This window comes from Frischella sp. Ac48 (assembly GCF_019641635.1).
Taxonomy (GTDB): domain Bacteria; phylum Pseudomonadota; class Gammaproteobacteria; order Enterobacterales; family Orbaceae; genus Frischella; species Frischella japonica.
In genome coordinates this window covers 43,732-67,735 of the sequence record NZ_JAETXP010000012.1, presented here as the reverse complement: position 1 = coordinate 67,735, position 24,004 = coordinate 43,732, and the positions used below count along the sequence as shown (strand labels likewise).

The 24,004-nt window shown below is 33.8% G+C and carries 22 protein-coding genes; 16 read left to right on the top strand and 6 right to left on the bottom strand.

Annotated elements, in window-relative coordinates; all coding sequences use genetic code 11:
- Positions 1-23: 23 nt before the first annotated feature.
- The 6 genes from JMI89_RS08960 to JMI89_RS08935 all read left to right on the top strand — a co-directional run bounded on the left by JMI89_RS08960 (position 24) and on the right by JMI89_RS08935 (position 6,543).
- Entirely contained in the window at positions 24-1,139 is a 1,116-nt protein-coding gene (locus JMI89_RS08960) for an extracellular solute-binding protein (protein WP_187755383.1), read from the top strand.
- Between the two features lie 52 nt (positions 1,140-1,191).
- Positions 1,192-1,986: a siderophore-interacting protein gene (locus JMI89_RS08955; protein WP_220679883.1), complete on the top strand. Its 795-nt coding sequence runs from the start codon at positions 1,192-1,194 to the stop codon at positions 1,984-1,986.
- A gap of 35 nt (positions 1,987-2,021) precedes the next feature.
- A complete protein-coding gene (locus JMI89_RS08950; protein WP_187755381.1) occupies positions 2,022-2,603 on the top strand; it encodes an ACP phosphodiesterase in 582 nt (193 codons plus the stop codon).
- A gap of 205 nt (positions 2,604-2,808) precedes the next feature.
- Positions 2,809-3,852, top strand: a complete 1,044-nt coding sequence (gene zntB, locus JMI89_RS08945) for a zinc transporter ZntB (RefSeq protein WP_187755380.1) — start codon at positions 2,809-2,811, stop codon at positions 3,850-3,852.
- A gap of 36 nt (positions 3,853-3,888) precedes the next feature.
- Positions 3,889-4,656: a GNAT family N-acetyltransferase gene (locus tag JMI89_RS08940; RefSeq protein ID WP_220679882.1), complete on the top strand. Its 768-nt coding sequence runs from the start codon at positions 3,889-3,891 to the stop codon at positions 4,654-4,656.
- A gap of 12 nt (positions 4,657-4,668) precedes the next feature.
- On the top strand, positions 4,669-6,543 hold the full coding sequence (locus JMI89_RS08935) for a DNA topoisomerase III (RefSeq protein WP_220679881.1): 1,875 nt from the start codon (positions 4,669-4,671) through the stop codon (positions 6,541-6,543).
- 3 nt (positions 6,544-6,546) lie between these two features.
- On the opposite strand, the gene JMI89_RS08930 is transcribed toward JMI89_RS08935, so the two are convergent.
- Positions 6,547-7,929, bottom strand: coding sequence for an MATE family efflux transporter (locus JMI89_RS08930; RefSeq protein WP_187755378.1), 1,383 nt, complete (start codon positions 7,927-7,929; stop codon positions 6,547-6,549).
- 217 nt (positions 7,930-8,146) lie between these two features.
- Between JMI89_RS08930 and yejK the strand changes: the two genes are divergently transcribed.
- The 6 genes from yejK (at position 8,147) to JMI89_RS08900 (ending at position 15,004) form a co-directional block, all read left to right on the top strand.
- On the top strand, positions 8,147-9,148 hold the full coding sequence (yejK, locus tag JMI89_RS08925; RefSeq protein ID WP_220679880.1) for a nucleoid-associated protein YejK: 1,002 nt from the start codon (positions 8,147-8,149) through the stop codon (positions 9,146-9,148).
- Between the two features lie 208 nt (positions 9,149-9,356).
- Positions 9,357-10,199 (top strand): deoxyribonuclease IV, encoded by an 843-nt coding sequence (gene nfo / locus JMI89_RS08920; RefSeq protein WP_220679879.1) that lies wholly within the window; start codon positions 9,357-9,359, stop codon positions 10,197-10,199.
- Positions 10,200-10,630: 431 nt separating this feature from the next.
- Positions 10,631-11,461 (top strand): MetQ/NlpA family ABC transporter substrate-binding protein, encoded by an 831-nt coding sequence (locus JMI89_RS08915; protein WP_220679878.1) that lies wholly within the window; start codon positions 10,631-10,633, stop codon positions 11,459-11,461.
- A gap of 100 nt (positions 11,462-11,561) precedes the next feature.
- On the top strand, positions 11,562-12,623 hold the full coding sequence (locus tag JMI89_RS08910; protein WP_220679877.1) for a methionine ABC transporter ATP-binding protein: 1,062 nt from the start codon (positions 11,562-11,564) through the stop codon (positions 12,621-12,623).
- Positions 12,624-12,648: 25 nt separating this feature from the next.
- On the top strand, positions 12,649-13,329 hold the full coding sequence (locus tag JMI89_RS08905) for a methionine ABC transporter permease (protein WP_187755373.1): 681 nt from the start codon (positions 12,649-12,651) through the stop codon (positions 13,327-13,329).
- A 202-nt stretch (positions 13,330-13,531) separates the two neighbouring features.
- Positions 13,532-15,004, top strand: coding sequence for a glycoside hydrolase family 32 protein (locus tag JMI89_RS08900; protein WP_220679876.1), 1,473 nt, complete (start codon positions 13,532-13,534; stop codon positions 15,002-15,004).
- A gap of 92 nt (positions 15,005-15,096) precedes the next feature.
- Here JMI89_RS08900 and yccS read toward each other — a convergent pair whose 3' ends face one another.
- Entirely contained in the window at positions 15,097-17,226 is a 2,130-nt protein-coding gene (gene yccS / locus JMI89_RS08895) for a YccS family putative transporter (RefSeq protein WP_220679875.1), read from the bottom strand.
- 219 nt (positions 17,227-17,445) lie between these two features.
- On the opposite strand from yccS, the gene JMI89_RS08890 reads away from it, so the two are divergent.
- Complete coding sequence (locus JMI89_RS08890) at positions 17,446-17,775, top strand: Grx4 family monothiol glutaredoxin (protein WP_187755371.1); 330 nt, start codon at positions 17,446-17,448, stop codon at positions 17,773-17,775.
- A 65-nt stretch (positions 17,776-17,840) separates the two neighbouring features.
- Here the strand turns inward: JMI89_RS08890 and JMI89_RS08885 are convergent, their stop codons facing one another.
- From JMI89_RS08885 to JMI89_RS08870, 4 genes are read right to left on the bottom strand one after another with little or no spacing between them, the layout of a single operon-like run.
- Entirely contained in the window at positions 17,841-18,857 is a 1,017-nt protein-coding gene (locus tag JMI89_RS08885; RefSeq protein ID WP_187755370.1) for a BtrH N-terminal domain-containing protein, read from the bottom strand.
- A 21-nt stretch (positions 18,858-18,878) separates the two neighbouring features.
- On the bottom strand, positions 18,879-19,316 hold the full coding sequence (locus JMI89_RS08880) for a hypothetical protein (protein ID WP_220679874.1): 438 nt from the start codon (positions 19,314-19,316) through the stop codon (positions 18,879-18,881).
- Positions 19,317-19,318: 2 nt separating this feature from the next.
- Complete coding sequence (locus JMI89_RS08875; protein ID WP_220679873.1) at positions 19,319-20,494, bottom strand: beta-ketoacyl-ACP synthase III; 1,176 nt, start codon at positions 20,492-20,494, stop codon at positions 19,319-19,321.
- 14 nt (positions 20,495-20,508) lie between these two features.
- Positions 20,509-21,429: a dialkylrecorsinol condensing enzyme gene (locus JMI89_RS08870; protein WP_220679872.1), complete on the bottom strand. Its 921-nt coding sequence runs from the start codon at positions 21,427-21,429 to the stop codon at positions 20,509-20,511.
- Positions 21,430-21,551: 122 nt separating this feature from the next.
- Here JMI89_RS08870 and JMI89_RS08865 point away from each other — a divergent pair, with 122 nt between their 5' ends.
- The 3 genes from JMI89_RS08865 to JMI89_RS08855 are packed head-to-tail and all read left to right on the top strand — an operon-like array spanning position 21,552 to position 24,002.
- Positions 21,552-22,472, top strand: coding sequence for an ABC transporter ATP-binding protein (locus tag JMI89_RS08865; RefSeq protein ID WP_220679871.1), 921 nt, complete (start codon positions 21,552-21,554; stop codon positions 22,470-22,472).
- Positions 22,469-23,680: an ABC transporter permease gene (locus JMI89_RS08860; RefSeq protein ID WP_220679870.1), complete on the top strand. Its 1,212-nt coding sequence runs from the start codon at positions 22,469-22,471 to the stop codon at positions 23,678-23,680. Before JMI89_RS08865 ends, JMI89_RS08860 begins: the two co-directional genes overlap by 4 nt.
- Positions 23,681-23,735: 55 nt before the next feature.
- The gene (locus JMI89_RS08855; RefSeq protein ID WP_220679869.1) at positions 23,736-24,002 is read left to right on the top strand and encodes an acyl carrier protein; all 267 of its coding nucleotides are present in this window, start codon (positions 23,736-23,738) and stop codon (positions 24,000-24,002) included.
- Positions 24,003-24,004 lie beyond the last annotated feature (2 nt).

Below are 24,004 nucleotides of genomic sequence, written 5' to 3'. Positions count from 1 at the left end.
TTCACGGAGGATAGAAGTAAAAAATGTTAAGCAAATTTTTTCACTGTTTGAATTTGCTAATTCAATATAGCGTAGTTTTTCTCTTTTTTTTCTTGTTTTCCACTTCTGCTAGCGCAAAAGATTTACATATCTACAATTGGTCTGATTTTATTGCCCCTGACACTATAGCGAATTTTGAGCAGCAATTTGGTATTAACGTTACTTATGATGTTTATGATTCCAACGAAGTATTGGATGGTAAATTGATGGCAGGCAAGACGGGTTTTGATTTAGTTGTACCGTCAGATAACTTTCTTGCTCGGCAACGGCATATTGGACTTTATTTAAAATTAGATAAACAAAAACTACCTAATTATCAGCATTTGGATAAAAAATTTTTACAAATGATGGCTATTCATGATCCAGGTAACGAATATTCAATTCCCTACATTTGGCAATCAACTGGGATCGGATACAATATTGCAAAAATTAAGCAGATATTAGGTGATGATGCGCCCTTAGATAGCTGGGACTTGGTATTTAAAACAGATAATTTAGCTAAATTAAAGCAATGTGGTGTTGCTTTTTTAGACACCCCAAGTGAAATATTTCCAACTGTGCTTAACTATTTAGGTAAAGATCCCAATAGCCAAAATCCCCAAGACTACGAGCAAGCAACAAAATTCTTAGCTACCTTACGTAACGATGTAACCTACTTTCATAATTCAAGATATATTAGTGATTTATCAGGTGGTGATATTTGTGTTGCTATCGGTTGGTCGGGGGATATGATGCAAGCGGCAAATGCGGCTAAATTAGCTAAAAATGGTATAGAAATTGGATATACAGTGCCTAAAGAAGGTGCGATTATTTCATTTGATGTGTGGGCAATCCCCAAAGACGCCAAAAATGTAGAAGCTGCTTATACTTTTCTGAATTACTTATTAGAACCTCAAGTTATGGCAAATATTACTAATACCATCTATTATCCTAGTGCTAACATTGATGCCATGGATTATTTAGATCCAGAGGTGAAAAATAACCCTTCTGTATATCCCACGGATGAGGTAATTAATCGGTTATTTATTGTTAAAGAACAATCAATAAAAATTGATAAGGTAATGGTTAGATTATGGACGCGTTTACTATCAGGTAAATAATTATTAGCTCAAAACTAGTAAACATTCATGTTAATTAAAGGAGTGTTGTCATATGAAAAATAAAGAATCAACGCATAAACGAGTTATTTTGAATGGTTTATTAACCGTGATAAACACAAAACGCCTTTCATCAAATATTATTGAGATAATCTTTAAATCAGCAAAAGCCTTTACCCTCGATCCTTTATGGCTTGGTCCGCATCTTAAGTTATTATTTCCAGATTCTAATGGTGATTTATGTTTTCCGAGTGTAAACGATGAAAATAAGGTGATTTTACAAGCTGGGATACTGGAAAAAGCAAGAACGTATAGCATTCGTCATTATGATCCGATTAATCAGCTGATTACTGTCAATTTTGTAGTACATGAGCAAGGTTTAGCGACAACTTGGGCTCAATCTGCTAAGGAAGGCGATGTAATTGGTCTGATTGGGCTAGGAGCGAAAACGAATTTTGATGAGCGGAAGGTATTTATTTTGCTCGGTGATATCGCTGCTATGCCTGCGATCTGTTATAGCTTAGAACAAGCACCATCCAGCCAACGTATGTTAGCTATAATTGAAGTGAAAAATGAGTCAGATATACAGCCAATGCAGTTATCATCATCAAAACAGGTGACATGGTTAGTTAAGCAAGGTGCGGAAAGCAAGTTATCACAAGCGATCACTCAATTAGCTATTCATCATGATGAGGATATAATTATTTGGGGGGGGATGGAAGCAGCATTGGCACAACAATTACGTCATAATCTATGTGATTGTTTTACACATTTATCAAAAGATGCAATTCATCTTATCAGCTATTGGCGAATCGGTTTTGCTGAAGGCCAATTTAAACATCGAAATTGATAACGTTTAAAAATTAAGGAAGCTTGATTTAAAATATGAATATATTGGCACATCTTCATCTTGCAACTTTAGCTAATAGCTCAATTATTGGTAACGTTGCTGCCGATTTTGTGAAAGGCGATCCTTATCAACAATTTCCTCAAGTGATTGCTGATGGCATAATGTTACATCGTCGTTTAGATAAGTTAGTTGATCAAATGACGGAGGTTAAACAAGCCAGAAATTTATTCCAGCCTACTCATCAACGTGTTGCTCCCATAACATTAGACATCGTATGGGATCATTTTTTAGCAAAGCATTGGCATCACTTTAATCCCGATTGTGATTTAGTTATTTTTAATCAACGAATGAAAAATGAAATTAACCATCAAATTCAATTATTCAGTCAAGATTGCCAGCAGTTTATGCAACATGTATGGCAAGGTGAATGGCTAATGAATTATGCTAATTTAGATTTTATTAGCAAAGTACTTAATGGTATGGCAAATCGCCGGCCAAAACTTTTTTTAATTCGTGATACTGTCGTTGATATTCACCAAAATTATTCCCAACTCGAAACACACTTTTTCCAATTCTATCCTGTTTTAATATCTCAAGCTCAAGCAAAACGATTATAATTAAGAGTTTGGTTATGGAATTTAATAAAACAATAATTATATCAATAAGATATGTTTATTTAGATTGTGATTGGCGAACTGATTTTTGTTTGCTATCTTAATAATATTCGTCAAAAGTGAGTTTTTACGTAAGTAAAATGTGGCAAAGCGTTTTAATACAGTGAAAAGGCTGCGTTAAAACGACAAAATTTAGTAGGGTAATGATATGACACAAGATGTTAATCAAAATGGGGATTTTAGTCATTATATTGATAAAAAAGTGAAAGTTTTACCTATTCAAAATTCGCTTTTGTTATCAGCTAATCCAGTTTATAGTTGCCAATTGGATGGTAAAGGCAAAGCTTTTCCATTAGATCATCAAGGTGAAGCAACCATACAACAACCTTGCTGGATTCATTTAGACTTTGCTAAACCCGAAACTATTGATTGGATTAAAACAACCAATTTAATACCTGATTTAGTCAAAGACGAATTAATCAAACCCAATCAAATATCCAAAGAAACGCGGTTTGATACAGGAATTCTAGTTGTTATGCGAGGAGTCAACTATACACCTAATGAATTACCTGATCCAATTGTCACATTTCGATTCTATATCACCGATAATTTGATTATTTCTACTCGCCATCAGCAGATAGATGCAATATCAAAATTAAAAGAAAATTTAGAACAAGGTATTGGACCCGTTGATGTTGCAGACTGGTTAATCCAGGTATCAGAACTGATCAGTGATCAGGTAAATTTGTCATTTGATGGAGTGCATAATAAAATTATTAAACTTGAAGATTTGGTTTTGAATCAGCGCGTATTTTCTCACAAAGAAATAGGGCGAGTACGCAAACAATTAATTGTATTACGTCGACTTCTCTCGCCACAACGCGATATATTTGTTAAAATCGCCACTGAAAGAATATCCTGGATTGATGATAATGATCGTCAACGATTACACGATATTTCTAATCAGCAAAGTCATTACGTATCGGACATTGATAGCTGTTTATTGCGTTTAGCATCCATCATGGAACAAATTAATAGTTTTTTGGCGGAATCAACCAATAAACGTATTTATTTAATGTCGTTATTTACCATTATTTTTACTCCAATTACTTTTATCACTAGCTTGCTTGGTGTTAATTTGGCCGGTATTCCTTTCAGTGAAAAAGAATGGTCGTTTATTGGTTTAATAATTCTATTGATTGTGATTTGTATAGTTTCAGCTATATGGCTTAAGCTAAAAAAGTGGTGGTAAAAAATTAAGCTTTAATATGTAAAAGGTAATATATTGATGTATTTTGATAAAATAATTAATAAGAAAGATATTGAACCGTTATTTCAAAGTACAACTCAAACAATTATTCAAGCTTATTTTGAAGGAAATATTGGTTTTGCTTATGCTGATAATTTATTGCGACCGGCAACAGTAGTAATTAATACAGGTTGCTTCTTTTTTTTAGCCGGTAAGCCGAATCCGGATATGCTTTACTATATTCCCAAAGTATATAGTGATAATTATGCAATTCTGGTCCCTATTGATGATATCTGGCAAAATTTGATTGAAAATGTATATCGTAACAATTATGAGAAAATTACACGTTATAGTTTCTATACTCCTAAAGTTTTTGATATTCACAAACTACAATTAATTATTTCAAAATTACCTAAAAACTATCAATTAAAAGCTATTGAAGAAAAGGATTATCAGCAAATTATCAATCTCGAATGGGCTAAAGACTTGTGTAAAAACTTCAGTTCATATTTAGATTTTGAAAAATCTGGATTGGGATTTATTATTTTAAAAGATAATGTTATTGTTTCTGGTGCATCATCTTATTTAGCTTATAATAATAGTATCGACATTGAAGTCGATACTATAGTTGAAGAAAGGCGAAAAGGACTTGCTTTGATTAGTTCGGCAAAGTTAATTTTGGCCTGCCTGAATCGTCAAATATCACCTAACTGGGATGCACACAATAAACCGTCTTTAAAGCTTGCTATCGAGTTAGGGTTTCTTTTAAATCAACCCTATAGTGCATATATCGTTTGGAATTTGTAACTAATACTAATTATGATGCAATCTAATGAATCTTATCGTTTATTTATCGCCGAAAAACCTAGTTTAGCTAGAGCTATTGCAGATGTTTTGCCCAAGCCTCACCAAAGGGGAGATGGTTTCATTCGCGCCGCAAATGGCGATATTGTGAGTTGGTGTATTGGTCATTTACTTGAGCAAGCAGCACCCGATAATTATGATCCACGCTATAAAAAATGGCAAATTAGTGATTTACCTATTATTCCTGATAATTGGTTATTATTACCGAAATCGAGCACCCATAAACAATTTACTGTTTTAACTCAATTAATTACTAATGCCACCGAAATTGTCCACGCGGGAGACCCTGATCGTGAAGGGCAGCTATTAATTGATGAAGTATTAAATTATTGTCAAATTGCCGTAGAAAAACGCCGTTCGATTAAGCGATGTTTAATAAGTGATCTTAATGCTTCTGCCGTTGAAAAATCGCTAAAAAATTTACGTAATAATCAGGATTTTGTACCGTTATCCACTTCAGCTTTAGCTAGAGCCCGGGCTGATTGGTTATATGGGATCAATATGAGTCGATTATGCACGATTAAAGGGCAAAATCGAGGGTATAAAGGTGTTTTATCAATTGGACGGGTACAAACACCCGTATTAGGTTTGGTGGTCAAACGCGACTTAGAAATTGAGAATTTTGTCAGTAAACCATTTTATGAAGTTTATGCCATCATTGAAACGACACATAAAGAAACGTTTAAAGCTAAATGGCAACCTAGTGAATCGTGTGCACCATATCAAGATGATGAGGGCAGAGTATTAGTAAAAGCTTTGGCAGAAAATGTTTGCCAACGAATTAAAAATCAGTCGGCTAATATTTTGAATGTCAGTAACAAGAAAAAGGAACTTGCCCCACCATTGCCATTTAATTTATCGGCTTTACAAATTGAAATGGCTAAGAAAAATAATTTGAGTGCGCAAGAGGTTCTAGATATTTGCCAATCATTATATGAAAAACATAAATTAATTACCTATCCCCGTTCTGATTGCCGATTTTTACCGGAAGAACATATCAATCAAATTAGTGGCGTCATCGCAGCTATTGGCCATAATTGCCAAACCTTAGTTGATGCTATTGAGCATGTTGATGTAACTATACGAACCAAAGCATGGAACGATAAAAAAGTTGAAGCACATCATGCAATTATTCCAACTTTAAGAACCGTTGATTTCACAAAATTAACCGCTAATGAACAAGCTGTTTACATTACGATTGCAACACAGTATTTAGCTCAATTTTATTCAAATTATCGTTATGCTGAACTACAAATTGATGTTGAAATAGCTAAAGGAAAGTTTGTTGCTAAAGCTAATCAAATGTTAGCTGAGGGCTGGAAACAGCTGTTTCGTAGTGCTAATAATCAAAATATTCAGGATTCAGAACCATTATTAACTAAATTGGTGAAAAAAGGCGATCAGGCTTGGTGTCATGATGCGGAATTAATCAATAAAGAAACTACGCCACCTAAGCCGTTCAATGATGCAACGTTATTATCTGCCATGACGGGTATTTCACGTTATGTTAGTGATCCAAATATCAAAAAAATTCTCCGTGAAACCGATGGTTTAGGAACTGAAGCTACTCGTGCCGGAATCATTGAATTGCTGTTTAAACGCCAATTTTTAATACGTCAAGGTAAAACGATTCGTGCAACTGAAATTGGGCGTCGACTAATAGATATGTTACCGACTAAAATGACAGTTCCAGATATGACCGCGCATTGGGAGTCGCAATTAGATGCAATTAGCCATAAACAATTTAATTATCATCAATTTATGGCTGAATTACAGCAATCGCTTTATTTGCTGATTGAACAACTTAATCGGGTACAATTTAATCATTAAATACTAAGTTTTATTGATATTCAACCCATGTCGCTTATTGATTGATTTGAAGAACCAATAAATAGCAATATAAGCTAGTGCAGTAGATAAAAAATCGGATAACGGCGAGGCAGCCCAAACACCATCTAGACCAAAAAATAGCGGTAACGTATATAAAATTGGCAACAATATTAAAACTTGTCGAGATAAACTTAATATAATCGAAATTTTAGCCATGCCAATACATTGAAAGAAACTAGTGGTAACCATTTGAAAACCTACAAATGCATAAGCAAGTGTGACAAAACGCAGTGCTATGGCAGACAATTCAATTATATCGTCATCAGAGCTAAATGCACTAACTAAAAGATGCGGAGTAAAAAAGCCAAGTAAGAAACCGATACTGGTTATTATGGTAGCAACTTTAACGGCATAGAAGAACGTTTGTTTAACGCGCAGGAGATTTTTACACCCAAAATTATAGCCTACAATTGGTTGCATGCCTTGGTTGACACCAATAACAATCATAATAATCAATGTAATTAAACGATTGGCATTAGCGTAAGCAGCAATAGCATCATCACTATTGATATGGCTTATTGGTGCATAATGATTAAGTTGCCAATTAATAAATATAACAACCGCAGATGTGGAAATTTGCATAGCAAACGGCGACATTCCAATAGATAAAATACTTTTTACTGACTCCCAGTTTAGACGAAGATTGTGCCAACGTAAGCGTATATCACTGTACTTATTAGTAAAGTGTTGCATAACAAAGACAAAACTGATAATCATTGATAATGTCGTGGCAATAGCCACACCATACATGCCCCAATCAAACAATAAAATAAAAATAGGCGCTAATATTATATTAGCAATGACACTTATGAACATGGTCACCATCGCTTTAAGTGGATAGCCGCATGCTCGCATCATATTATTGAAGTTAAATGTTAATGTTAAAAATAAACTCCCTGGCAGGAAAACAGTTAAAAACTGTTTAGCATATAAATGAGTGATTTCACTGGCACCAACGAAATATAACATCGGATCAATAAATAAGAGTAACAAAAACAAAGTGATGCCACTTAATATCAAAGTTAAAACAAACGAAGTCCCCGCTAATTGTTCTGCTTTGTCATGTTCTTTTTTTCCCAAAAGAATAGAAATACGACTAACCGAACCGACACCAACTAACAATCCGATTCCAGTAGCAATATTCATAATGGGTAGGATTAAACCAGCAGCACTTAAGGCCTCTCGACCAATGAAGTGGCCAATAAATATACCATCAATAATATTATATAAGGTATTCACACTGGTGCCGACAATGGCAGGAAGAGCATATTGCCAAAAAAGGGCACTGATTTTTTTGTCAGTAAAGTCACGATAGTTAGTGGTCATAAAAATGTCTTTTTGCGATTTAATGAAGATTTAGCGATAATAAAAATCTTCAAACATGGATAAAGTTTCCATTAATAGTTATAAAAAATAGAAAAATTAATTTATTATCTTTTTATTTAGTAATATTTTATCAGACATTATTTTTGATAATACTTATTTTTTAATAAATTCTGTTACAATATCGAGCAATTTTCTGCTAAAGCATAAAGGTGAGTAAATGAGCTTACAGATTGAAAAAATTGTTTTACATCAATTGATTCGTAAAAGCGAAAGCGAAATTGATGTGGTATTACGTGATTCAATGCTTGAAAATCATCAAGTTGTGAATGATTTGATCGCCGACATTAATCGAGTTTATAACAATAAATCTAAAGCCTACGGGCTATTTAATGAAAATAGTTTATTTGAAACTTCAGTGAAAGAGTTGCAATGTGGTAATCAAGATTTCCTCAATTTTAGTCAACATTCAGTGAAACAATTGCGCAATGAATTGGCAAAATATCCATTTGCTGAAGGGGGTACGGTAGTGTTTTGCCTCTATCGTTATTTAGCGGTTGAGTATTTATTGATTGCGGTATTAAATAGTTGTCATAGTATGTTAGTCAATGAACAACTTGAGATCAATCAAACCCAATATCTAGATATTGATCATGCTGACATCATTGCCCGAATTGATATTACCGAATGGCAAACAGAACCTGATTCAAAACGATATTTAACTTTTCTTAAAGGGCGAGTTGGTCGAAAAGTGTCAGATTTCTTTATGGATTATTTAGGGGCTAGTGAGGGGTTAAATACTAAGAATCAAAACAAGACACTTGTTAAAGCAGTTGATGATTATTGTCAAGTGATAGAACTTGACAAACAAGAGAAGAAAGCTGTACGTGAACAGGTTTATGGTTATTGTAAAGGCCAACTTGAAGCCGGCGAAGAGATTAAATTGTCAAATTTAGCTAAAGAGTTACCTGCATCTGTTGATAATAATTTTAGTACGTTTATTGCTAGTCAAGATTATGACTTAGATGATGAGTTTCCGGTTGATCGCTCTACTCTACGGCAATTAAAAAAGTTTTCCGGTAGTGGGGGAGGCATAACAATCAATTTTGATGCTGATTTACTTGGTGAACGTATAAAATGGGATCCGCAAACAGATACATTAGTGATTAAAGGGCTACCACCTAATCTACGTGATCAATTACAAAGAAATCATGAATCCTGATTAGTGATTGAATTTGTTAATTCTAATTAAGAATAATCCATACAACAATCATCATAATAATTAGGTTGAATAAATAACCTAATTATTCATCAAGCAATTACTGTAATAGACATTTGACGCAAAGACTTTTGCTAAAATAATTTTAATTAAACCATTTTGTTTAAAATTAACGAACTTTATAAATATCATTTAAGGGAGTTGTTTCAGCATGAAATATATTGGTGCTCATGTAAGTGCTTCTGGAGGCGTAGATAATGCGCCAATTAATGCTCATCAAATTAATGCAACAGCATTTGCGTTGTTTACCAAAAATCAACGTCAATGGCATGCGAAACCATTAGAATCAAAAACCATTGATCAATTTCATGAAAATTGTAAAAAATATGGTTATCAGAGTAAACAGATTTTGCCACATGATAGTTATTTAATAAATTTAGGGCACCCCGAACAGGATCAGTTAGATAAATCTCGTGCAGCTTTTTTAGATGAAATGCAGCGTTGTGAACAATTAGGTTTAACCTTATTAAATTTCCATCCAGGTAGTGACTTGCGTAAAATTTCGGTGGATGAATGTTTAGCGCGCATAGCACAATCAATAAACATTACCTTGGAAAAAACCCAAAATGTGGTGGCAGTTATAGAAAATACTGCTGGTCAAGGATCAAACTTGGGTTATAAATTTGAACATTTAGCGCAAATCATCGAACAAGTGGAAGATAAAACCCGAGTCGGAGTATGTATTGATACTTGCCATGCTTTTGCTGCCGGGTATGATTTACGCACTAAAGAAGCTTGCGCCGATACGTTTGCTGAATTTGATAAAATAGTTGGTTTTAAATACTTACGAGGTATGCATCTTAATGACGCTAAAAGTGAACTAGCCAGCCATGTCGATCGTCACGATAGTTTAGGAAAAGGCAATATTGGCAAAGTTGCGTTTGAATATATAATGCAAGAGCCAAGAATTGATGAAATTCCACTTATTTTGGAAACCATCAATCCTGATATTTGGGCTGATGAAATCGCTTGGTTAAAATCGATGGCTAAATAAGCAATATCACTTTAACTCTTATCCTTTCATTAAATAAGGCTGATTTAGCCTTATTTGTTTAACTGTTATCAATCATTCACAACAGATTTATCTTGTTATATTTTTAATGTATCGCTAAACTCACGATGCGAAATTGGCAATAATTAGCCACAAATTATAGTTAAGTAATAATTCTTTTATTTCGGGGGAATTGTTCTTTCTTCGAAGGATATTTATGCTAATGATTACAAAATTTATTATTCTTATTATTTTATTCCATAATATTCAATCAAATTAGGTTGTAATTGCCATTTGTCTTGTCAATTTATGATATATAACTAAACAGCATATCAATATACACAATTCATATTTCGTAGATACCATTTTTATTGTTAATTTATTTACATAGTTAGCGAAATAATTTCATCAGTAAATAGGATCGAGGAATAATAATGATTAAAATTATTAGTAGTATGTTTTTAGCCTTTGCTTTTTGTATAGGGTTGGTCGGTTGTGATAAAGCAAATAATCAATCCATTACTCAAGATAATCAACTAATACGTGTTGGTACTTCACCTGGACCCTATAGTGAATTATTTTTGCAAGCAATAAAACCAATATTGGAAAAGCAAGGATATACCATTAAAACCATTGAATTTGTAAATCTGCGGCAAGCTGATGTTGCTTTAGATTATGGTGATGTGGACATAAACGTTGATCAACATACCGCATATTATCAAGATTTTAACCGTAATAGTGGTAGTGATTTGATAGGTATTACTAAAATTCCTACGGTCCCAGCTGGGCTTTATACGGGTAAAAAGACCGCATTGAATCAAGTTACTAGTGGCGATACTGTTGCGATTCCACTTGATCCATCCAATGCAGCTAGAGCTTATATGCTATTACAAAAAGCAGGTTGGATAACATTAAAAAATGGCATCGATCCGACTAAAATTAGTGCTCGAGATGTGGTTGAAAACAAATATGGTATCAATATTATCGAAATGGATAGTGCTACGATACCTCGTGCTTTACCCGATCTTGAATATGCCGTGATCACCGGTAGTATTGTTTATGCGGCAAAAATCGATGCCAAAAAAGCCTTATTACGTGAAGATATTTTGGAACCATTAATTTTAGTTGCTACTGTTAAACAAACTAATCAAAACACACCATGGGCAAAAGCGGTAGTTGCTGCTTATCATTCAGCAGCATTCAAACAGTATATGAAAGAACATAATTCAGATAATTATTGGTTTATCCCAGAAGAACTGAAGTAATCATAATTGATTACTTCAAAACAATGAATTTATAAATGGTCTAGTTATAACTTTAATCGGTGATCAATTGAATCTAATAAATATAATCGGGGCAAAACCAATGATTAAACTTGAAAATATTAATGTGAATTATCATGATAAACAAGGTCACATATTGCAAGCAGTTAATAATGTCAATTTGCATATTCAAAAAGGGGAAATTTTTGGTATTGTTGGTTATAGCGGTGCAGGTAAATCGACATTAGTTAGGGTTATTAATTTATTACAAAAGCCTCAATCCGGTAAAGTTATTGTTAATCATCAGGATTTAATGAATTTAAACAAAAAACAGCTTCGGGCAACCAGAAAAAAAATAGGTATGATTTTTCAGCATTTCAATTTAATGAATTCTCGTACCGTACATGGCAATGTTTTGTATCCATTACGTGACGCAAAATTGACTAAGCAAGAAAAAGAACAGAAAATTCAGCAACTTCTTGAATTAGTAGGTTTAGCTGATAAACGCGATATGTATCCGTCGCAATTGTCAGGTGGGCAAAAACAGCGGGTTGCCATAGCCAGAGCATTAGCTAACGATCCAGAAATTGTTTTATGTGATGAAGCAACCAGTGCACTTGATCCGAAAAATACCCAAGCTATCCTAAAATTATTAAAAGAGGTTAATCAAAAATTGGGTATTACTATGGTGTTAATTACCCATGAAATGGATGTGGTGAAGGAAATATGCCATAAAGTGGCGGTGATGGAAAAAGGACGAGTGATTGAAGTGGGAAAAATTGTCGATATATTTAGTCATCCTAAACAATCATTAACGCAAGATTTTATTTACATCGCGTCTAATATTGAATTGGCTTATCAAAATATTTTTGATCATCCTTTATTAGCCAATAAATTGCAAAATGATTGTCTTTTCGAATTACATTATATCGGACATAACTCATTTAACCCTTTTATTAGTGAGCTATATCGACGTTATCAAACCGAAGTTACCATACTGTATAGCGATATTGAAATTATACAAAATCAACCGGTTGGTAATTTAATAGCTTTAATAACGTCAGAATCAACGCCGATTGAAAAAATTGAAAACTATTTACGTCAACAAAATATATCAATGAGTCGATTAAACGCCTTACAACATGAAAACTACTACCTAATTTAATTTTATTATAAGAGAGCTACAATATATGGGTGATTTTTTTTATCATTATTTTCCAAATGTTTTTGATATGAGAGAGGAAATACTAAAGTCGACGATTGATACCATCTATATGACTTTTTTTTCTGGTTTGGCTGGTGGTTTTTTGGGTATTGTGTTAGCCCTTCTGTTAGTGGCGACGAAACCTGATGGCGTGCTGGAACAAGCTAAGGTTCATTCATTTTTAGATAAATTTATCAACTTATTCCGCTCCATTCCCTTTGTGATTCTGTTATCGTTGTTAACTCCCGTGACTCGCCTAATTGTTGGTAAAACTATTGGATTAGATGCGGCGTTAGTCCCCTTAATAATTGGTTTTGCACCATTTTTTGCGCGGCAAATTCAAAATGCTTTGCTAGAAGTCGACGAAGGTATTGTGGAAGCAGCTAAAGCAATGGGATCATCTCCTTATGAAATTTTTGTTCATGTCTATTTAAAAGAAGGATTGGCGGCGATTATTCGCGCTTCTGCTGTCAGTATTATTAGCTTAATTGGACTAACAACAATGGCTGGTGCTGTTGGGGCTGGCGGATTAGGCACGCTGGCAGTAAAAAAAGGACATGAAGGATTTAAGGACGATATTTCAATTGTTTGTACACTAATTATCTTATTGTTAGTTTTTTTTACTCAATGGGTCTGTAATAGCTTAATCAAAAAAGTTAGTCATTAGATTAGTACATTGATTTCATTTGGCTAAATAGATTAGCAATATTTAGTTACATTGATAGTTATCAATGATTTTGGTTATTTCATTTAAGCGATATAATAATTAATAATTTTAATTTTCAATTACTTACATGCTCTAAATACTCAAGTGAGTAATGATTAATCTTTATCATTTATTTAATGATAGGATAAAAAGGAAATGAGATATGAAAGATCAAATTATTAATGCTAATCAATCGGTTGAGCAAGGGGCTAAGCAAGTTAAAAGTCGCTATTATCCTGCATATCATATTGCAGCAAAATCAGGTTGGATTAATGATCCGAATGGTCTTATCTATTTTAATGGTCAATATCATGCGTTTTTCCAACATCATCCTTTTAGCGAGCGTTGGGGCGAGATGTATTGGGGGCATGTTGTTAGTGATGATTTAGTTCATTGGCGATATTTACCTATCGCTTTAGCACCTTCGGAACCCTATGATAAAGATGGTTGTTTTTCTGGATCTGCAGTAGATGATAACGGGGTTTTAACTTTATTTTATACCGGCCATGTGTTACTAAATAACAATGAAAGTCAAGGTCTGATTCATCAAGTGCAATGCATAGCAACCAGTCAAGATGGAATCCATTTTACCAAACAAGGTATCGTGCTTGCTCCCCCTGAAGGTATTATGCATTTTCGCGATCCTAAAGTATGGCGACAAGGTGATTGTTGGTATATGGTTTTAGGTGTTTGTGATAGTGAAAATATTGGGCAAGTTTGGTTATATCATTCGAAAGATTTATATCATTGGCAATTTGATCAGATTCTTGCCAAGGTTGATGATCCGGATGTCTATATGATGGAATGTCCAGATTTCTTTCCTTTAGGCGATAAATATATTTTGATGTTTTCTCCGCAAGGAATGCAAGCTAAGGGATATCAATATCGTAATCGCTTTCAATCCGGTTATATCGTCGGAGAGTGGCAACCGGGTGAGACGTTTAAAATTTGCCAGCCATTTACCGAGTTAGATTTTGGTCATGATTATTATGCGCCACAATCTTTCTTAACTGCTGATAAACGACGTATTGTAATAGCTTGGATGGACATGTGGGATTCGGTAATGCCGAGTCAAGCAGATAAATGGGCTGGTGCTTTAAGTTTGCCAAGGGAATTACATTTATCGAGTGACAATAAACTTATCATCTCACCAATTACTGAACTGCAATTATTACGCAGTAAAGCGGTATTGAGTCATGATATTGAGGTAATCAATGGTAAACAGGATTTACTCTTGGATAGTTGGCAGTGTGAATTGGTCATTAAAATCGATTTAAATAAAACAGATGCTGAACGTGCAGGAATCGCATTCACAGCCTCGAATGATGATAATCAGTTCACATTATTATATATAGATAACCAAGCTCAGCGCTTGATTTTAGATCGTGCTTTTTCTGGATCAGGCGTGATGGGATATCGTAGTATTGCTATTCCTGAAGGTCAAATACTGGAGTTACATATTTTCATTGATCATAGTTCAATTGAAGTATTTGTTAATCACGGTATGGCAACCCTGACTAGTCGTTTCTATCCTACTTATGAACAAAGAACCATAAAGGTTTTTGCCGAGAATGGTAAACTGGTAATCGATCAACTGGAATACTGGTATTTAAAAAATATCCATGACATTGTTTAGCTAGAGTTAATGAGTTTGTTTCCTTACCCCTATCATAAAAGGAGAATCAAGTTCAAAATGTTTATTTGAACTTGATAGAAATAATTATTTTGTTACGCGCTTTTATTGATTAACTGCGTGGCTAAATGGGTTATTTCCGGCAAAATTTCTAAGATCAATGCTAATTGCTGAAGGACTAATAAATCATAACTCGTTAACCCTTCGGTTTGTTGTTCATTTAAACGGTGAATCATTGTGTCTAAATCTGTTAATTGTGGCGCCTTTTTCTGTTTTTCTTGAAGCATATTAATGATTACAAGATTAGTATCATCAAAAAAGGACAAGATTGGTTGTGACAGATTTTTATCACGATGTGCTGCCAACGTCGAAATATAACTGATTAAGGTATAGTTTAGAGTAATAAATCGAAAAGCCTGATCGATAATCTGCTGATTAACATGCGGTTCTTTAGTCATAATACTAATTAATGATGAAAGATCAGCATTGTTTTCGTGGACACGTCGCCTGATATCCCGATAAGTGACATCATTAGTTTTACCAAATGAGTATTGTGTGCCAATTAAAGCTAAATAATGGCAATCATCATCACACGCGCGTTTAATTAAGGCGCTTAACTGACGAAATTGCCAATCTGGCCAAATCAAGTTAATTGCTAGCCATGCAATCATACAGCCAATAATCGTGGCGATGATTCTGGACAAGGCAACTGAAAGACTGCTTTCGCCAACTAAACCGAAACTAAAAAATACCAGTAAAGTTATAAAGGTTGTAGCATAAGCGTACTGGGAATTTTTGAATAAGAAAAATAGCCACCCACTTATAATAATTAAAATTAATTGTGCCTCAATATTTGGTAATAAGTAGGTAAGTGGAATACCGAGTATAATACCGACAATTGTACCAAGAATTCTTAATTTTAAACGATGTTTTGTTGTGGAATAATTAGGTTGGCAAACAAACAAACTGGTTAAGATTATCCAATATCCGTGAGGTAAATTGGTAAGTTGAATAACACAATAGCCAATTAAAAAAACGATACTCATTCGTACAGCATGCCGAAAAAGTGGTGATTTAATGGTTAAGTTTTGTTGGATGCGATGCCAGGCATCTTTAAAACTATATAGTTGATCATCGATAAGTTGTCTTTCCATATATTGATTGGAAAGTTGTTGTTCATTATTTATGTTAGCTAACAGTAAATCGATATTCTGAAGATTTTTTATGAGTAATTTTAGGCTAGCCTTCAAGTGACTATTTCCATGATAATGGTTAATGGCTTCTTCGAGATGATTAAAGTATTTTTCAAAATTGCTATTATGTTGATATATCTGATTATATTTAATGCAGTTCGCTAGTTGATTACATGCCTTGGCTTGCTGTTGTAAAATACCGGCAAAGCGAAATAAAATATCGCTATGTTTAAGCTGGTTGCTTAAGGTTTGATAATTGACGTGGCTTGCACTAACGCGTTCATGAATATCTTGAGCCACAAAATAGTAATTGAGTAAGTTTTGGATATAGGATTGACCGCGATAACTTTTAAAACGATTAAATAAGGAGTGTTTGGTTTGATTCAAGGCGTCGATTAAGCACTGATTATTTTGTGCTAATAGTAATAATTGATTTTTAAAACCCTTGGTCTCATCGGGATCAAAAAAAGTAGCTTTTGCTGATAAATAATCCGCTAACCGGGCAAAGGTATTAGATAAACTTTCTTGAGTTGTTCGAATCGGTAAGATGAGCGATTCAATAAATGAGACTAAATTATACCAAATAGCTCCCATTAATAAGTAAAATGGTTGTGTATATAGGTCATTAAACATTTGCTGACCAAGCATTGTATATGCTGCAATCAATAGTGAACCAAATGCAATGACCCCATACCGTTGTCCCAATGCACCAACGATGGTAAACAGAAAAGTTGATGTTACTAAACCAATAATGAACAGCAACGGGTAAGGGAAAAGGATCTGTACGGAAAAAATCGCGATAGCAAAACAAAGTAGCGTTAATATTAAATTAATTAAGCGATACAGTAAACGGGTATCAATTTCTGTTAAAGCCGCAGCAACCACCCCTAATGTAAGGGGTATAACGGCAATAATATTATTAAAATACCAAGGTATAAAAGTTGAACCTGTTAAGCTAACAACGATACGAATGCTATATAGCATATTGCTATGATAAAATACTTTTTTTAATGAAGATTGAATAGAAGACACGACTGACTTTATGGTAAAAAATACATTAGTAATTATTTTAACTGAAAAAGTCTAAAATAAATATGTTATTAACATAGGTCGAATAATAATTTTACACTTATTAAAAAAAATTTATTTTTTAAATTTAACAACTGTAATGATAGTTAATATCAATAGCTGTCATTTTACTTTTAAGTTAATATAACGACGTTATTTAACTATTATTGATATGAGATATTTATGACTACCATTGAAAAAATTCAACAACAAATTAGTGAAAATCCAATTCTCCTTTATATGAAGGGATCACCGAAATTACCAAGTTGTGGTTTTTCAGCTCAAGCTGCACAAGTTTTATCCCAATGTGGAGTTCCTTTTGCTTATGTAGATATTTTGCAAAATCCAGATATACGTGCCGAATTACCTGTTTATGCAAACTGGCCAACATTTCCCCAACTTTGGGTTGAAGGTGAACTAATAGGGGGCTGTGATATTATGATAGAAATGTTCCAATCGGGTGAATTACAAACCTTGATAAAAAATACTAGTAGTAAGTATCAGACAGCATAATGGTATACAGATTACGTTCTGTGCTATGTTTTTTTTAACATAGCACAATGCCATTTTAATTTTATTTATTTCATTGCTTTGATAAGCATTTGCCAAAGTTTTTTTTCATCGTCAGCAACTTGATGCAATAATTGCGCAACATCATAAAAGCCATTTTCTGATAAATTTCGACATAATTTTACCGTTCGACTGGCAAATCGACGCCAATTATCACCAATATCAGTCATGAATTTGGCTGCATCTAGTAATAAGGTTTGCTGATTAGTTGGAAAATAATATGCTGATTGTTGTAAAAATGATGCGTACATGTAACGGAAACCGGCACCTCCGGTTCCTATCTCTTCTTGCATTCTCACAATATGGCCAAGATAAAGTTTTTTATATTGATCAGATTTGCGAGATTTTTTTAATTTTTGAATTCGATTAGCTAATAAATGAATACCTTTAATACCAACAAAGGGGAGTGGAGCCTGCATTTGTCGTGCATTTTTTACAATCGCATTACGGATGAGTGGAACTAAATCAATACAATGATTAATGGGTTTGCTGAGATCTAACGTATACATAAGCCCTTTGCCAGCCAACGCACCTTTAGCAAAACGCGCTCTTTCCAAATCAATTCTTGGACACGCTACCGGGTTTTCCATAACCGGATCGCTGATCAAATAATGATCATCTTTTTTACCATACACTAAAATATTATGAGCATTAAAATGAAAGCGTAATGCTTCTGGCATATATGGCAACCAGAATACTGAGGTTTGTAAGCCAACTAATTGGTTATTTTGTAATGCAAGATCTAATTTTTGCATCCCCTGTGCTGGCGAAGAAAATTTATACATATTTAGCTGTAAGCCTAACTTTTTACAAGAATTTCTTATAATTGTTTTGGGCGGCATACGATAGGCTATTAAGGGCATACCTGATACTTTAATCATTGGTAAATAGGCAAAAGTGAGCGCTGAAGATAAACCAAAGAGCATAGGTTCGCTAAAATCTAATCCATAATGTTTTAGTAGTGTGGACATCACACCACTTTCACAATGGGCCGTATGTTGGTGCTGAAATGATTCAATTGTCATAAAATTTCTATTGATAATAAGTTAATGTTCATCGAAAGAATCATTAATACCATTCGATGTAATTTGATCAGGCAGTTGTTTAAGTTGTTCAATGGATAAATTAAACGCCTGTGCATAACGCATTAATTTTTTATCTGATAATTGATTAAATATTTTAATATTTAAATGTCGCCTAATTTGCCAACGGAAGAAACCACTGGTCTGAGCCAGACTAGTCACATCATGTCGGTAGGCAAACATATAATAAAATAGCGGTGATTTTTGACCAGATTTTACTAAATCATAGGCATGTTGAGTTTGCTCTGTTAATGCATTAACAGCTTGTAAAGTTGCATACTCTTCATCTTGCCAGCCATCACTTGTCGCCGATGTATATTTTCCTTCCGTAGTCGCATAAATAATTTTGGCATGACCGCCATAAGTTTTACTTTTGTCTTGTGGGATTTGATTTACATCCATGGTTATTGTTCCTGCTTATTGGGGTGAATAACCTCTAATAACATAAAACATGATGAAAAACGTCCACTTTCAGGAATATAACAAAGTATTTTTTGACCATGTTTTAATGACTGGGTGCGGATAAATTCTTCTAATATAATGTAGATTGAAGCAGAGCCTGTATTTCCTTTTGAGCTAAGATTAGTAAACCATTTTTCATAAGGTATATGGAAACCAATATTCACTAATCCTTGATATAATTTATCACGAAAATAATTTGATGAATAATGAGGTAGAAAATAATCAATCTGTTCATTTTTTAGATCATGTTTTTTTATTGAATTGGCAAGCATTTTCTCAACAGTATATTTGACTATATTCTCGTTGAGAAGTTTAACGTTTTGTTTGACACTTAATAAACTTTGAGCCTGTTGCTCGGTTTGCGTATATTGTTTCCAACCAATAAACTTGTCATCATGGAAATCACCACCTGCGTACATGCAAGCAGGCATTTCATTGGCATAGGATAATAGATCAATCCAATGAATTTTAAGTGATAAGCAATGCGGATTAGCTTGATTACTCAATTGCATTGCACCGGCGCCATCAGATAACATCCAACGGAGAAAATCTTTTTCAAAAGCGATTTCTGGACGAATATCAAGTTGGTTAATTTTTTGCTCAATTTCAATTTGAAAATTTTCACTTCTCATAACGGCGGATGCGGTTTCTGAAGCACAGGCAATCGCAGTATGGTGTTCTCCTGTTTTAATGGCATTATAGGCTTGTTTTAGCGCTGACATCCCTGCTACACAAACCCCTGCACAGCTGTGAACTTCGCAAGGTTGACTGGTTTTCAATTCGCCATGAACCATAACACCGTGTCCGGGCATAATTTGATCAGGATAAGATGTACCGCAAGCTAGAAATGTCATTTTTTTAATTGCTTGTAGATCATCATTATATAATGTTTTAATTGCTTGAGCTGCAAGTTCGCTATTACTGTGGGTAGCCTGACGCGTTCGCGGGTCGATCGCATAATATCGTGTTTTTATGCCGTTACTTTTTAATATAATCGCCCTAGCTCTTGACGGTTTTTCTCCAACTTGACCAAGAATGTGCTCCATAGTTTGATTATCAATTGGATCATTGGGTAAAAATACTGAAATTTTATTTATATATACGTTTTGATTGTTCATATTATAACTCATACTTATTCGCCCGATGGCCAGCTAAATAAACGTTTTTGCTTATGGATTTTATTCTTTAACCAAGGAGACAATAATAGTTTAATTAATGCACTAATAGGTACAACAGTTAATATAACTGTAATTAAAAATAGAATATAAAAATACAGTAGAGCATGACGCAAATAGGGCGATATTGTTCCTGCTTGTATTATCCACTTACCCCAAAAATTAAAACTGCGATGTCCAAATTTTTCACTTAGGATCAACCTCTCATTAACTTTAACTGCTGCCATATTTTTTAGCATAGGTTCGTTAATAAAAGGTTGCGTTAGTAAAACAGATTTTATTTTTTCGCCATATTTCGTACATTCATTGATATCTTCTTCAGAAATCCCTGCTTTTGGTAACCAAGATACCGGTTGTTTACTACCAGTAAACATCCATAATGGTGTAGCAATAAAACTAGCAGGACCACCACATGAGTCGATTCGTACTACGTTATCAACTAGATTGGCTTGAGCTTCTTTTAGGTGTTTTTTTACAGTTTCTTGTGCCATCAGCCACATATTACGGCAACCAATTAAAGTTACAATTGGTGTATTAGCGAAAATTGCTTTGGTTTTTTCATGTTGTAAAAAAGCAGTAATAGGCTGAGCTGGCGATAAGAACCATACCGTATAAGCTAATATGACTAAATCATATTTCTGTTGCTTGAATTCCGGAGTGATAATTGGCGCTGGGGTTAAACGCACTGTTTCTGGGAAAGTATCAAAAAACCGAATAAATGACCATGGAAATTGGTAAGAAACCTCGGGTTTAATCGCTAAGGTTTCTAAATTAATTTCATCATGATTCGATAAAGGCGATACAAATTTTTCGGCTAACTGTTTTAATTGACCCGTTTGTGAATAATACACCAAAAGTACATTTTTTTTATTTTTCATTGTTATTTTTAATTTATAAACTTATTATCAGATGAAACTGCTGGCACAATACCGATTTCAACATCATAACATATTATGTTAGAATTCTAATTATAAAAATAATAAATCCACTGAATATTTATATGTTAAAACTCTCAAATGTGAGTCATTGTTATGCTAAATCTAATCAAAATGCAATATCAAATGTTGATTTAGCTATTGAATCGGGAACATGTTTTGGATTATTGGGACCAAACGGAGCGGGTAAAACGACATTAATTTCGTTAATGACTGGTTTATTACCACTTCAATCTGGGCAAATTTTATATCATAATCAGTCGTTAGCTAAACTTTCAATTCAACAATCGCAACGTATTTCGTTAATACCTCAAGAGTATGCTTTTTATCCTCAATTAACAGTATGGGAAAATCTACAATTTTTTGCATCACTGTATCACATAAAAAACCGCAATTTTTTATGTTCTTTACTTGAAAAAGTGGCCCTATTATCCTATCGAAACACGCTATCAAAAAATCTTTCAGGTGGATTAAAACGGCGTTTAAATTTTGCCATTGGTTTAATTAATTCACCTTCTTTCATATTTATGGATGAAATTACCGTTGGGGTTGACCCTCTTTCGCGACAGTTTATTCTCGATAGCGTGAAGCAATTAAGTCGGGAAGGCGTAACCATTATTTATACCTCACATTATTTGCAAGAAATCGAATCTTTATGTCACAAAATTGCCATTATCGAGGGTGGAAAGCTGCGATATTGTGATACTGTTGATAACATTTTAACCCAAAATGGTCATCAACAATGCTTAATTACTTTAAGTAAACCGGTTTCGGCTGACCTCTTGGCAAGTATTCATGGTTCAGTTGTAGCTAATCATTCATCATATATCATTCGTATTAATACTCTGGCAATTCAATTAGTTAGTGTATTAAATAGCTTAAAAAATTATGAAATACTAAATGTCCAATATGGATATGGTTCATTAGAGTCGTTTTATCTAAATTTTCTAAATCAGACCGCTTTCATCAATAAGGATGACAAATGATTGCAGCAATAATTAAGGAGTTTCACCTTTTAAGTCGTGATCTACATGGTATAGCCGTGTTATTTCTCATGCCAATGATCTTCATGTTGATCATGTCAGTAGCATTAAGTCAAAGCGATGATGTCAACCAAAATAGCAAAATAGCGTTAGTCGGTGATGCGAGTAATCCTATAAATTTATTACTGATAGACGAATTGAAGAACCAAAATAATCTTCATGTTGATTCAATTGAGCTAATAGATCAAGATGCAGCTAAAGTTCAATTAATTCAAAATCATTACGATATTTTAGTTATCAATCCAAATACCACGATAACAGATTTAACGCATGATGAACCTCTGCAATTAGTAAGCTTAGCCGGAACGGATGCTCTTAGATTACTTAATTTAGAAGCGATATTACAGAAAATTTACTTACAATATCGGCTTCCCTATCTTTTGACGCAACAAAATAGTGTGCCCGAACATCAGTACAATACGACTCAAAACATGATTTTAGAGCAACAATTGGCTAATTTTTTAACAACTAACATCATTGTGGAAGAGTTTTTAAATACAAATGGACTAGTGGTTGTTAAACCAAGTTCAGTACAACAAAGTGTGCCAGCTTGGCTTATTTTTGGTATGTTTTTTATTATGATACCGTTATCGAATGTAATGACATGTGAAAAACAAACCAACACGATCATTCGCCTAAAATTAGCTAAGGCATCTGCGACCAGATTATTGTTTGCTAAACTTATACCCTATTTTATTATTAATCAATTGCAATTTTTGGGCATGATTCTACTTGGTATCTATGTTTTACCGTTAGTTGGTATTGCGGGGTTTGTATTGCAAGGACCTTATTGGTTTTATATGATGCTGTCGATAGCCATTAGTTTATCCGCATTAGGCTATGCATTATTGGTAAGCGTCTTGGCAAAGTCAGCTGAACATGCAGTGGTATTAGGCGGGGGGGGCAATATTCTAATGGCTGCATTAGGCGGAATTATGGTACCTAGTTATATGATGCCAGAAACAATGCAAACGATAAGCTTGATTTCACCTATGTCATGGGCATTAACTGGTTTTCATAATTTATTATTAAATCAATATAATTTTACGCAAATATTACCCCAATGGTTATCGTTAATTTGCTTTGCATGTATATTTTTATCGTTAGCTAGCGCGATATATTATCGCCAATTGAATAAACGCTATATTTAAATGACATTGGTGGTTTGGAATAATATCAATAACTTATTATTAAAAGAGGATGAAATTGGAAAATCTTACATGGCAATTAAAACTATTAATTATTACTGAAGCTGAAAAAGAAGAGACTTTAAGTGCAGAACAGTTAACCGATGATGAACCATTGTTTGGACCAGAAAGTCGTTTAATGTTGGATTCGCTAGATGCTTTACAAATTTGTGTAGCGCTTAAAGAGCAATTCGGTGTTCGTTTACAGGGTGATCGTGAAGTTAGAAAACATATGATGTGTGTAGCAAATTTATGTGATTATGTTCAGCAACAAATTAATGAATAATT

Bases quoted from the DNA above. Each gene is read 5' to 3' on its own strand.
- JMI89_RS08875 (WP_220679873.1), bottom strand. From the start codon at position 20,494: ATGAACAATCAAAACGTATATATAAATAAAATTTCAGTATTTTTACCC.
- yejK (WP_220679880.1), top strand. From the start codon at position 8,147: ATGAGCTTACAGATTGAAAAAATTGTTTTACATCAATTGATTCGTAAA.
- JMI89_RS08955 (WP_220679883.1), top strand. From the start codon at position 1,192: ATGAAAAATAAAGAATCAACGCATAAACGAGTTATTTTGAATGGTTTA.
- JMI89_RS08930 (WP_187755378.1), bottom strand. From the start codon at position 7,929: ATGACCACTAACTATCGTGACTTTACTGACAAAAAAATCAGTGCCCTT.
- JMI89_RS08950 (WP_187755381.1), top strand. From the start codon at position 2,022: ATGAATATATTGGCACATCTTCATCTTGCAACTTTAGCTAATAGCTCA.
- JMI89_RS08935 (WP_220679881.1), top strand. From the start codon at position 4,669: ATGATGCAATCTAATGAATCTTATCGTTTATTTATCGCCGAAAAACCT.
- JMI89_RS08910 (WP_220679877.1), top strand. From the start codon at position 11,562: ATGATTAAACTTGAAAATATTAATGTGAATTATCATGATAAACAAGGT.
- JMI89_RS08870 (WP_220679872.1), bottom strand. From the start codon at position 21,429: ATGAAAAATAAAAAAAATGTACTTTTGGTGTATTATTCACAAACGGGT.
- JMI89_RS08860 (WP_220679870.1), top strand. From the start codon at position 22,469: ATGATTGCAGCAATAATTAAGGAGTTTCACCTTTTAAGTCGTGATCTA.
- JMI89_RS08900 (WP_220679876.1), top strand. From the start codon at position 13,532: ATGAAAGATCAAATTATTAATGCTAATCAATCGGTTGAGCAAGGGGCT.
- JMI89_RS08960 (WP_187755383.1), top strand. From the start codon at position 24: ATGTTAAGCAAATTTTTTCACTGTTTGAATTTGCTAATTCAATATAGC.
- JMI89_RS08890 (WP_187755371.1), top strand. From the start codon at position 17,446: ATGACTACCATTGAAAAAATTCAACAACAAATTAGTGAAAATCCAATT.
- JMI89_RS08905 (WP_187755373.1), top strand. From the start codon at position 12,649: ATGGGTGATTTTTTTTATCATTATTTTCCAAATGTTTTTGATATGAGA.
- JMI89_RS08865 (WP_220679871.1), top strand. From the start codon at position 21,552: ATGTTAAAACTCTCAAATGTGAGTCATTGTTATGCTAAATCTAATCAA.
- nfo (WP_220679879.1), top strand. From the start codon at position 9,357: ATGAAATATATTGGTGCTCATGTAAGTGCTTCTGGAGGCGTAGATAAT.
- zntB (WP_187755380.1), top strand. From the start codon at position 2,809: ATGACACAAGATGTTAATCAAAATGGGGATTTTAGTCATTATATTGAT.
- JMI89_RS08885 (WP_187755370.1), bottom strand. From the start codon at position 18,857: ATGACAATTGAATCATTTCAGCACCAACATACGGCCCATTGTGAAAGT.
- JMI89_RS08915 (WP_220679878.1), top strand. From the start codon at position 10,631: ATGATTAAAATTATTAGTAGTATGTTTTTAGCCTTTGCTTTTTGTATA.
- JMI89_RS08940 (WP_220679882.1), top strand. From the start codon at position 3,889: ATGTATTTTGATAAAATAATTAATAAGAAAGATATTGAACCGTTATTT.
- JMI89_RS08880 (WP_220679874.1), bottom strand. From the start codon at position 19,316: ATGGATGTAAATCAAATCCCACAAGACAAAAGTAAAACTTATGGCGGT.